7 protein-coding genes and 2 pseudogenes are annotated in these 11,229 nt (G+C 35.0%); 4 read left to right on the plus strand and 5 right to left on the minus strand.

Annotation, left to right across the window (positions count from 1 at the left end):
* Nucleotides 1–23 precede the first annotated feature (23 nt).
* From IGQ45_14345 to recJ, 3 genes and pseudogenes are all read left to right on the plus strand, one after another.
* Nucleotides 24–1,647, plus strand: a pseudogene (locus IGQ45_14345) (ABC transporter substrate-binding protein).
* A 327-nt stretch (nucleotides 1,648–1,974) separates the two neighbouring features.
* Nucleotides 1,975–2,313: pseudogene (locus tag IGQ45_14350) on the plus strand (nitrate ABC transporter permease).
* A 369-nt stretch (nucleotides 2,314–2,682) separates the two neighbouring features.
* Nucleotides 2,683–4,884, plus strand: coding sequence for a single-stranded-DNA-specific exonuclease RecJ (recJ, locus tag IGQ45_14355; GenBank protein MBF2058355.1), 2,202 nt, complete (start codon nucleotides 2,683–2,685; stop codon nucleotides 4,882–4,884).
* Between the two features lie 204 nt (nucleotides 4,885–5,088).
* Here recJ and IGQ45_14360 read toward each other — a convergent pair whose 3' ends face one another.
* Entirely contained in the window at nucleotides 5,089–6,207 is a 1,119-nt protein-coding gene (locus IGQ45_14360) for a mechanosensitive ion channel (GenBank protein ID MBF2058356.1), read from the minus strand.
* Between the two features lie 14 nt (nucleotides 6,208–6,221).
* Nucleotides 6,222–7,310, minus strand: coding sequence for a mechanosensitive ion channel (locus IGQ45_14365; GenBank protein MBF2058357.1), 1,089 nt, complete (start codon nucleotides 7,308–7,310; stop codon nucleotides 6,222–6,224).
* Between the two features lie 212 nt (nucleotides 7,311–7,522).
* Here IGQ45_14365 and IGQ45_14370 point away from each other — a divergent pair, with 212 nt between their 5' ends.
* A complete protein-coding gene (locus IGQ45_14370; GenBank protein MBF2058358.1) occupies nucleotides 7,523–8,881 on the plus strand; it encodes a UDP-N-acetylmuramoyl-L-alanine--D-glutamate ligase in 1,359 nt (452 codons plus the stop codon).
* Nucleotides 8,882–9,063: 182 nt separating this feature from the next.
* On the opposite strand, the gene IGQ45_14375 is transcribed toward IGQ45_14370, so the two are convergent.
* From IGQ45_14375 to IGQ45_14385, 3 genes are all read right to left on the minus strand, one after another.
* The gene (locus tag IGQ45_14375) at nucleotides 9,064–9,783 is read right to left on the minus strand and encodes an IS1 family transposase (GenBank protein ID MBF2058359.1); all 720 of its coding nucleotides are present in this window, start codon (nucleotides 9,781–9,783) and stop codon (nucleotides 9,064–9,066) included.
* Between the two features lie 48 nt (nucleotides 9,784–9,831).
* On the minus strand, nucleotides 9,832–10,284 hold the full coding sequence (locus IGQ45_14380; GenBank protein ID MBF2058360.1) for a dynamin family protein: 453 nt from the start codon (nucleotides 10,282–10,284) through the stop codon (nucleotides 9,832–9,834).
* Between the two features lie 247 nt (nucleotides 10,285–10,531).
* Complete coding sequence (locus IGQ45_14385; protein ID MBF2058361.1) at nucleotides 10,532–11,107, minus strand: Uma2 family endonuclease; 576 nt, start codon at nucleotides 11,105–11,107, stop codon at nucleotides 10,532–10,534.
* Nucleotides 11,108–11,229: the final 122 nt, after the last annotated feature.

The following is an 11,229-nucleotide window of genomic DNA, read 5'->3' on the forward strand; positions in this document are numbered from 1 at the left end:
CAAATTACTAAAATTAGGTAATTATGGCATTAACAAAAACAATTTTATCTCCTAGAGATGAATGGAAAAACGTCGATAATTTTTGCGTAAAATGTGGCAAATTTCATCCTAGTCAAAGTCACTGGGAGTTCATGGAGACTATGCCTCAAGACCCCCTTGAGATGATTAATGATTTAACAAAAATGGGGGTTTATAAACCTGCTACTTTTGACATTGCTGACTCCCTAAGTAGTGCTGAATTAAAAAAAGCATTATTCTTAAAAATGGCAGGAAAAGGAAGCCCAAAAAGAGAAAAATTAGTTTTAGAATTAGCTAAACAAGCTGGAGGTTTAGATAATGCTTTTGCCGCCGCTTTTGGTCCAAAAGCAGGAGAATTTTTTGGCGATGCTATTCGTAACGGGGAATTTAGTCGCCGTAAATTTTTGCAAAATATAGCCGTTGGTGCGGCTTTAGTAAGCCTTGTTAATGCTTGTGGTAATAACACTACTGAAACCCCTGACACCCAAGGGGATACCCCAGCGCCCTCCGCCGATACCTCAAACCTCGAGAAAAGCGATTTAAAAGTGGGTTTTATTCCCATTACCTGTGCTACACCCATTATTATGTCTGAGCCTCTAGGTTTTTACCAAAAATACGGATTAAATGCAGAAGTGGTGAAAATGCCTAGTTGGGGTGCAGTGAGAGATTCCGCCTGCTGGGGAATTAGACGCATATCATATGTTAGCGCCCATGCCCATTGCCATGACCTTGGGACTAGGATCAGCAACTTTCGGAGTGAGACTCGCTAGTATTGAAAATATTAATGGACAAGCCATCACCATTTCTAACAAGCATAAAGGAAAGATCAATGGACCTGCGGACTTTAAAGGTTTCGTGTTGGGAGTGCCTTTCCCCTATTCCATGCACAATTTATTATTGCGCTATTATTTAGCCACTGGGGGCATTAATCCCGATGTGGATGTTACCATCAGAGCAATACCACCCCCAGATAGTATCGCCCAATTAGTCGCTGGTGATATTGACGGCTTCTTGATGCCCGATCCATTCAATCAAAGGGCTGTTTTTGAGGGCGCTGGATTTATCCATAAATTAACCAAAGATTTATGGTCCGGGCATCCTTGCTGTGCCTTTGCTGCTAGTGACACTTGGATTAATGAAAATCCTCACACTTTCAGAGCTTTAAATAAAGCCATTATTGAGGCTACCGACTACGCTAGTAAGGCAGAAAATAGAATCGAAATTGCTCAGGCTATTTCTGATCGAGCCTTTTTAAATCAACCTGTTGAAGTTGTCCAAGCGGTATTAACTGGTAAATTTGATGATGGTTTGGGTAATAGTTTTGACATACCAGATCGCATCGATTTTGACCCTTATCCTTGGCAAAGTTTTGCTAACTGGATAATGTCTCAATTAGTACGCTGGGATGTTTCTGGAGACGGTAAAGGGAGAGAGTTAACGGCTGATGGCAAGTATAACGAATTAGGACAGGAAATTTTCCTCACTGATTTAGCAAGGGAATTGGCTGAAGAATTAGGGCAAACTCCTCCTGCTGAGATTTATCGCACGGAAACCCTTGAGTTTGATACTTTTGATCCTCAGAAACCTGATGAGTATATTCAAGCACAAATTGATCAATACGGGTTTTAAACAAGTAATAAGTTTTGATTCTTTTTCGTGAAAAAAGATACTCCCAGATACTTTTAACTAATAATAAATTAATTAATAGTAAAAAATCTCCCTTTCTCCCTTGCTTCCTCTGCTTCCCCGGCTAAACAAATCAATTTTGATCCTGACTTTGAAAACGCCCTGCTTAGGAAGGGGGGGAGAGGGGGTGAGGGCAAAAATTTTGATTCCAATTTTGCAAAACTCTACTTTAAAAAGGGGAAATTGTAAAAAAGATTGGTAAATTATTTCTTACTTTTAAAAAACCTTACGTTATCACAGGTAATTATCTAAAAATCTAGTAAAAAAATTATGACTAGCATACAAAGGCAAGAGCCAAAAAACAAATTTAAACAATTATTGGATAACGAAAATATACAGGCTTTGGGGATTTTTCTCCTTTCTCTTGGTATATTTTTATTGGTATGGGAGATGGGCGCTAGGGCTGGAATTTTCTCGAAAGGTATGCCTACCGCTTCTTTAACCCTGAAAGAGTTATGGTGGTGGTTAACTCATCCTTTTTTCAACAATGGACCTAATGATATGGGTATCGGTTGGAATTTGTTGACCAGTTTAAGACGGGTTGCCATTGGTTACACTATGGCATCTTTTATCGCTGTGCTTCTGGGAATTTTGATGGGAATGTCAAAAACCGCATACTTCTTTTTCTGGTATAGTGGAGAGAGTTTGGGAAGACGGCTTTCAATTAAAAACTGACTCTCGTTCTGTGAAAGTAGATTCTTATGATGTTTGTGGGGATAATACCCCTCAACACATTAAGGTTGGTGATAAAATTACTGTGACGGGAGAATTTGAGGTTCTTGAATTTGATGCCTTCTCGATAGTTAAGAATGATAAAACAAGAGTATGTCAGTCATAATAAAACTCTTCTCTTTATGAAATTATCTGAGTTCTCGAAATTACATTAGTTGATAAGAAACCTCAATCTAATTCGGGCTTCTAGCCTGAATTACAGTAAAAAAGTGGTATGTTTTGGATAGGTCTAATAAATCTCCAACTATGAATCATCAATGGCAAACAGCGCCCTCCTACCCCCTCAGTGAGGATTTTTTACAACTAATCACAACTCATGTCAAAAATCATAAACTGACTACAGAAGGAAAATATTTAGCCCAAATATTATGGCATCGAGGCATTAGAGACGAAAAAAGCGTTAATGAATTTTTAGATAGTCGCTATTATCAACCATCTTCCCCCCTTGACTTTGGGCAAGAGATGAAAATGGCAGTAAAACGACTGGCATTGGCTATGGAAGAAGGGGAAAAAATTTGTATTTGGGGCGATTTTGACGCAGACGGAGTAACATCTACTGCCGTATTATGGGAAGGATTAGGGCAATTCTTCACCCCCGAATCTCAATTAACCTACTACATTCCTAACCGTTTGAGAGAATCCCACGGCTTAAACCGTGACGGCATTAAACGATTATCTCAACAGGGTGTTACTTTAATCGTTACCTGTGACACGGGTAGCACCAATTTAGACGAAATAGCCTACGCTACAGAATTAGGCATCGATATTATCGTCACTGATCATCATACCCTACCAGAAAAGCGCCCTCCCCTCGTAGCAATTATCAACCCTCGTTATTTTGCAGACAATCATCCCCTTTATACCCTGTCGGGGGTAGCCGTGGCATATAAATTAGTCGAGGCAATGTATCAATGTTTTCCCCGTTTACCGCGCCAACCTTTAACCAGTCTTCTCGATTTAGTCGTCATTGGCTTAATCGCTGACTTGGTGGAATTAAAAGGCGATTGTCGTTACCTTGCTTTAGAAGGCATGAAAATTTTACCCCATACCAAGAGGGTAGGTGTGCAAAAATTACTGGATTTAGCTAAAAAAAATGGCGATCGCCCCATGGATATATCCTTTGGCATTGCGCCGCGCATTAATGCGGTAAGTCGCATTTTGGGGGATGCGAGTTTTTGCGTCAAGTTATTGACAACAAACGATAGAAAAGAGGCGGAAATTTTAGCAAGTCAAGCGGAAGAAGCTAATTTTAACCGTAAAGAAGTGCAGAAAAAAGTATTAGATGAAGCGAAAAAACAAGTCAAAGATTTGGATTTATCCACTACGGCGGTGATTGTTTTGAGTGATAATCAATGGCAAACGGGGGTTTTGGGCTTAGTAGCCAACGCTTTAAGTCAAGAATACGGGCGCCCGTCGATCTTATTTAATACCATGAATGATAACAATGATAACCTAGCTAGAGGCTCGGCGCGCTCCGTCAACGGCATTAATTTATATGATTTAGTGGCATCACAACGGCATTTATTAACTCATTTTGGGGGGCATCCTTTTGCGGCTGGAATGGCTTTACCCATAGAAAATATTGAGTTATTTCGAGAAGGTATTAATCAAAAATTAAAGCAACAATTAGATATTACTAATTTAGAACCAATTATTAATATTGATTTAACCGTTACTGTAGCAGAATTGGGTAAGAATTTATTTAGAGAATTATATTTAATTGAACCTTGTGGCATGGGTAATCCAGCACCCATCTATTTAGTCAAGAATTGTTGCTTTAAATATACTTTTAGTGACAATATTAAGAATAAAAAAGATAAAAAAATCAAGTATTTATTAACTACTTATACATTATATGATGATTCACAAAGATGGGGAATAAAAGGTAAATGGTGGGGGCATTCTAGCAGTGAAATTGACGAAAACCAACGTTATGATGTTGTTGTTTCTTTAGATTGTAAATATGAAGAAAATAAACACAAGAAAGATAAAAACCCTTATACTGATTATTATGAAGTTACATTAATTGATTTAAAGTTAGCTGAAAATAACACTGTTAATTTCACGACTCAGAACAAAGAAAAATCCATTATTAAGCAACAAATAAATTCACCTGTTAATATTCATACAACCCAAATTAAAAGTAATATTTATCAAGAAAAATGGTCAAAATTGATGGGAGTAGTTAAATATGCTATTAATCATCAAAAATATATAGATAAAAATAAATTAAAAGAAAAATTATTACTAACTGATAAAAGTTTATTGGTGGGGTTGAGGGCGCTGGAATACTTAGGTTTTGATCATGAAGAATATCAACAAGAGTTAAAATTTAGTGTCAACAAAAGTAAATATAATGAATTAGAATACCAACGAGTAATTAAGCAATTTATCAAAATAACCAAAGACGAATATATTCAATCATTATTTACAGCTAAAAATTGTTAAAAGTAGAAGAGGCAAAGGTTTGAATGCTTGAAAATCAACCTTATTAGGTCACATATTTTCACTGCATCACTTATTAAGTGTATCAATTTTTTTTGATAAAAATGTAAAAAATTAAGACATTTTGTGAATGAGAATGCCCTAGAGACAAAAGTGGGGAATTAGGAATAATAATAGAGATGTAATAAAATAGGTGCTAGGGCTAACTTAGAGAGTGACAGGAGAATCGACATAGATGGTAGGTTCTTGCATGGTAAAATCGATACCATAGGTAGTTAATTGCTGAGATATGTTGTCGTTGGCTAATTCTAGTAATCTTTTTCGCAATTTTATCGAACTTTCATTGGAGCCAAGAATGAAAAATGTTACCCTTGCTCTGGTTTGCTGTTGATTTTCAGGTACAAACAAAGCTACCCTAGTGCTATCTGGGTCAATACCAAATAAAGCATTAGTACATTTTTTGACCACATCTTGCACCAAGGCTTCTTCACTATCTTCGAGAGTGTTAGCAAAGTCCAGATAAAGTAATACCATTACTTTTTTGCCTCTTGTGACATTTTCGATCTCAATGTTTGCCATCATAGAGTTAGGTAATATCATCAGGGTGCCTTTACCCGGTAATCTGATTTTAGTTGACCTTAAACCAATAGATTCAACTCTACCGTACAAGCCACTATTGAGCCTGATATATTCCCCCACAATAAAAGGACGGTCCAAATATATTACAAAAGTACCTAATAATTGTTCGAGGGTTTTTTGGGCAGCAAAGGCGATGGCAATGCCTCCAATTCCTAAACTAGCCAGTAAACCCACCAAGTTAATATCTAGTCTTCGGGCAAATGCTAACACCGCCACAAAACCGATTAAAACATTGATAATGGTTTCTACTACTAGCAATAACTCGTCAACTTCTTTGCCTAGTTTCTGAATTAAGTCAATACCATAAATAATTATTAGTTGCTTAAACAAACGAGATATTAACCAAGCGGTAATGATAATTAAGCTAAGGTCAATAATAAATTCTAATAAATTATATAATCCTTCATAGGTACGAATAAAGTTGAGGGATAATGACCATAAAATTAATGTTCCTGCTAAACGGAAAATGCTTTGTAGGGGGTCGATTATACTTTGATAGAATTCATTTAATGGTTTTTGGGCAAATTTGGAGATAATTATCTTTAGATAAAATGGAGTGTATCTACCAGCAAAAAAAGAAATTAGTAAGAGTATAATAAAAAAACCAAATTCATAAATAAAATTTAGAAAAATTTGATAACCTTCTTGGGCTTGTAAAAATTCGATGACATTGATAATACTTTCCATACTTCACACTGTGATTAAATCGTAATGGGAGAATTTACATTAATGGTTTCATCTTCAATAGTGAAATTAATACCATAGTTTTTTAGTTGTAGGGTAATATTTTCTTTGGCAATACTTAATAATTGACTGCGTAAATCCATAGAAACTCTTTCTGAACCTAATAAGAAAAAGCTCACTTGAGCTTGGGTATAAAATTTATTTTCGCTCTGATTTATTTCTTTAAAATTTACCCCTGTATTTCTGGGGTCTATACCAAAAATATCTTTGGTACTATCAATAATTATTTGTCTAATTAATGCCATTTCATCTTCATCTAAAGATGTTTTAAAAGTAAAATAAACTAGAGAAATAATTTTTTTTGCTCCTGTATAATTTTCTATATTTACTTGAGTTAAGGAACTATTGGGAATAATCATTAATGTACCTTTTCCTGATAGTCTCATTTTAGTCGATCTCAGTCCAATAGATTCCACCCTACCAAATACTCCATCGGGTAAACCTATATAATCATCGATACTAAATGGTCGATCTAAATAAATTACGATGCCTCCTAAGACTTGCTCTAGGGTTTTTTGGGCGGCGAAGGCGATTGCTAATCCTCCAATACCTAAACTTGCTAAAAGACCAAATAAATTAATACTATGAACTTGAGAAAAAATAAAAATAATTAGTAAAATAATGATAGCATTTGCCAAAAATTTACCGACAATCAAAAATTCACTATTAATTTTTTTATCACTTTTAAGGGCAGCAGTTAGTAAATATTTGTCAAATAAAATTCTAAACCATCTAGTAACTAACCAAATAGTTAAAGAAGAAATTACTAAACTAAGTAAAATTTCACTAACTTGAATTAATTTAGGTTTTTCATTGACTAAAATATATATATCTAACAATCCTAAAAAACAGAGTAAGGCAACTAAATTTAGGTCTGGTTTAATGACTTCTTTATAAAAGCTATTACCGTCAGAGCTAATTAATTTATTACTAATAAATTTCCCTAATTTTTGTAAATAAATAGTAATAGAAAATATTACTGCTGTAATGGCAATTATTGAGCCTATTTGTAAGGCTGGATCAGCTTTCAAAAAAATTTCTATCATGTTATTTTTTAGTTTTGCTTTAATCAAAGTGATATTAACATAACTATTATTACAATGCGCAATATTACTCTATCCTTTGATGAGAAGAGGGCAAAGGGGAAGAGTGGTAGCAGAGGGAGAAGAAAATTCATTATCCATTTGCCAAAAAGTATTCTCTGCGACATTTACGGTAAAATTTAATTAGTAAGAAAAACATAAAACTACAAAATTACATGACAAAAGTAGGGATTATCGGTGTCGGAAAATCAGGGATTGCGGCGGCTAGACTTTTACGACATCAAGGACATGAAGTCACCATTTATGATACTGCTAATACTGAGACTCTACAACGACTGAGAGATAATCTCGCTGAAGAAATGATAACCGTTCAATTAAGCTCTCATTTGCCCCTAACCAGCGCCCTCCGCCCTAGTTTGATCGTTGTTAGTCCGGGTGTACCTTGGGATATTCCGTTGCTACAGGAGGCAAGAAAACAGGGCATAGAGACTATTGGCGAAATGGAATTGGCGTGGCGCCACCTCAATTCTATCCCTTGGGTAGGCATTACGGGAACTAATGGTAAAACCACGACTACCGCTTTAGTGGAGGCAATGTTTCAAGGTGATGGTATTAATATCAGCGCCTGTGGCAATATCGGTTATGCTGGTTGTGAGTTGGCTTTGGCATCTCAAACTCATCCCCCTAAGTGGGTAGTGGCGGAAATAAGTAGTTATCAAATCGAGTCAAGCGCTGAGTTATCCCCTCGTATCGGCATTTGGACTACTTTTACACCCGATCATCTTGCCCGTCATCGAACTTTAGAAAACTATTTTAATATTAAGGCTAGTTTGTTGCAACGTTCTCGCCACAAAATTATTAACGCTGATGATCCTTATCTGCTAAAATCCATTGTTAATAAGTCTTGGTCAAATGTTTATTGGACTAGCACCAAAGGTAAAAGTCATCTTCCTTGTAGCCCAAATCAGGGTGTCTTTTTAGAGGATAGTTGGATTGTAGCTTTTGGGGAGTTAATCGCGCCTATCAGTCTTTTTAAGATGGTGGGGCAACATAATCAACAAAATTTGTTAATGGCGGTGGGCGCTACTATTCTCGCTGGAGTTAGTAAAACTGCCATTGTTAATACTATTTCTACTTTTACGGGGGTTGCCCATCGTTTAGAGTTAATTAAAACTATCCACGGCGTTGATTATATTAATGATAGTAAAGCTACTAATTATGATGCCGCCGAAGTGGGTTTAAATGCCGTTGCTTCGCCGGTGATTCTCATTGCTGGAGGGGAAGCGAAGGAAGGTGATGATTCTGCGTGGATTAGTAAAATTAAGGAGAAGTGCGCTTTTGTTTTATTAATCGGTGATGCTGGTGATTTATTTGCTTCTCGTTTACAAGCGCATGGTGTTAATAATTTTCAAATTGTGGGTAGTATGGAGGGCGCTGTGACAAATGCCCCTGCCCTTGCTGAAAAATATCAGGCTAAAGTAGTGCTATTATCCCCTGCTTGTGCTAGTTTTGATCAATATCGTAGTTTTGAGCATCGAGGGGATGATTTTCGCCATCTGGTTAATTCTATTTAAGTTTTGCTGAATTCTATCAAGTCAAAACCTTTATCCCACAATGAAATAAATTTCATTGCTAACAGCTCAACTTTACTAAAGTGAGTTAACTTTTACAAAAAAAATGGCGTTGCATCATTGCGGGATGATATGCAATTTTCTGATAGGTTGAAACAACTGTAATATTAAAGGCGATGACCTTTTTAAAATAAGTGACAATCTCTCATAAACTTATGTTCGTGCATAGTTTTATTTTTTAGATAATAAATTAGTAAATGAATCGACAAGTATAACATCTCAAATGATTTAGAATAGCAAAAAGTTTGACGGTGTAATCTAGCCAAATAATGTCTTAATCTACTATTTTCTCCTTCCACTCTTGTCATTGATATTTTACTTATGATTTGGTCTCCATCTGGAATAAAGTTTGGATATACTTTATATCCATCTGTAATCCAAAAATAGCAATCCCAATGTTTTATCTTTTGCCATAATTTTTGAAATGTTTTTGAACTTCTATCTCCTAATATCCATTTTAAAATCCCAGGTCTATCCTTGTCAACTGATGTCCATATCCATATTTTGTTACTTTTTTTCCCTATAAATGTTTGAATTTCATCTAATTGAGCGACTAGGGGAATTTGATAATCATTTTTTTGTTTTATCAACTTTTTTGCAGTTTCTTTTACCCATCTAATTATAGTGTTATGATTGACTTTAGTTATTCTTTCAATAGCTCTAAATCCATTGCCATTTACATACATAGTCAGACAGGTTTCTTTGACATCCTTTGAATAACCTAATTCAGAATAACAATCAATAAATTGACGACCACAATTTTTACATTGATAATTTTGTTTTCCTCTCCTGTGACCGTTTTTTCTAATATTATTATTTCCACATTTTGGGCAGTTAAGTTCCATTTCTTCTTTTTACTACTCCTGTCATAAAACTTTTTCCTTCATTATAAATCATCCCATAAAAATGCAACGCCCGTACAGAGGATTATAATCGTTATTTAACAGACCAGCTACAACAAATATATTATATAAACGAAATATATTATTGAGTATCGTTAATGTCTCTCTGATCTCTTTATAGCCTTTTAATTCACTATCAAATTTTATTTTGCCACAACCAATATTCTCAGCTAAGTCAATTAAATGAGGATAACTACTTAATTGTTCTTTAATTTCTGAATGTTCTTGAGCATTTATATAATCTTTTAGTATTTGTTTAGTGTTATTGCTGACAAATAAAACATCATCATCTAAAATTAAACATGGCTCGTCAATATCTGTGTCTAAGATAATTTCAGTGGGTATGGTAGTCATTGCCGATGCACTGGTAGGTAATAAATCATTACCAATAATGGCATTAATGATTGTTGATTTTCCAGCACTCATTGGTGCCACAATCGTCATTTTCAACTCAAGAGTATTAAGTTGTCCAGAAAGATTCTTTATTTGACTTAAAAGTTTATGATAATCTTCATCACGTTCCGTTAAATCTGTCGATGCAATTCTTTTCTCCAGTATTTGTTCTATTTTAGTTATTAATTGACTTACATTTTCTTGTAAAGTTAAAATATTTGTCATTATCTTGCCTTCCGTAATTCATTTTGTCACAATTATAAACCACAGAACACCAAAAAGCGCCCTCCGCCCCACCCTACCAAATTAAACTTAAATCTAAAGTAAAATCAGGCAAAATATCCTCTCCTGATAAAATTTTTAGATTATTTAAAATCTCTTTTTCTTGCCCTTGATGATAAATTTCTACTTCTTTTTTTTCAGGATTAATTAACCATCCTAACTTCACTCCATTTGATCTATATTCTGCCATTTTTTCTTGAAGTGTTTTTAATGAGTCAGTTTTAGACATTAACTCTAAAATAAAATCAGGAGCAATAGGCGGAAATTTAATCCTTTCTTCCTGTGTTAAATTATCCCATCTTTCCTTTTGAATATATGCCACATCAGGGGATCGATTACCCCCTTTTGGTAGTTTAAAACAGGTAGAAGAATCAAATATATATCCTAATTTATATTTACGATTCCAATTAACAAAATCAGCAATTAACTCCGCATTGGATTTTCCCGTTTCTCCGCCAGTTGGTGACATGATTATTATTTCTCCTTTTTGATTTCTCTCTAAATTTAGTTCAGGATTATAACGACAAAGTTGATAGAATTTTTCATCATCAATGGTCGAAATTACATCTAAATTAATAGTATAAGCAGTCATTATTATTTTTCTCCTTGCGATCTCAAATAATTTTATAGTAACACATACCAAAAAGCGCCCTCCAACCTAGCAGAGAGCGCTTTCTAGTTATTATTTAATTTTTAATCCGATTAGAGATTAAC

This window comes from Cyanobacterium sp. T60_A2020_053, assembly GCA_015272165.1.
In the GTDB taxonomy this organism is placed as follows: Bacteria; Cyanobacteriota; Cyanobacteriia; order Cyanobacteriales; family Cyanobacteriaceae; genus Cyanobacterium.

Excerpts from the sequence above, each read along its gene's own strand:
- recJ (MBF2058355.1), top strand. The coding sequence starts at position 2,683 with ATGAATCATCAATGGCAAACAGCGCCCTCCTACCCCCTCAGTGAGGAT.
- IGQ45_14360 (MBF2058356.1), bottom strand. The coding sequence starts at position 6,207 with ATGGAAAGTATTATCAATGTCATCGAATTTTTACAAGCCCAAGAAGGT.
- IGQ45_14365 (MBF2058357.1), bottom strand. The coding sequence starts at position 7,310 with ATGATAGAAATTTTTTTGAAAGCTGATCCAGCCTTACAAATAGGCTCA.
- IGQ45_14370 (MBF2058358.1), top strand. The coding sequence starts at position 7,523 with ATGACAAAAGTAGGGATTATCGGTGTCGGAAAATCAGGGATTGCGGCG.
- IGQ45_14375 (MBF2058359.1), bottom strand. The coding sequence starts at position 9,783 with ATGGAACTTAACTGCCCAAAATGTGGAAATAATAATATTAGAAAAAAC.
- IGQ45_14380 (MBF2058360.1), bottom strand. The coding sequence starts at position 10,284 with ATGACGATTGTGGCACCAATGAGTGCTGGAAAATCAACAATCATTAAT.
- IGQ45_14385 (MBF2058361.1), bottom strand. The coding sequence starts at position 11,107 with ATGACTGCTTATACTATTAATTTAGATGTAATTTCGACCATTGATGAT.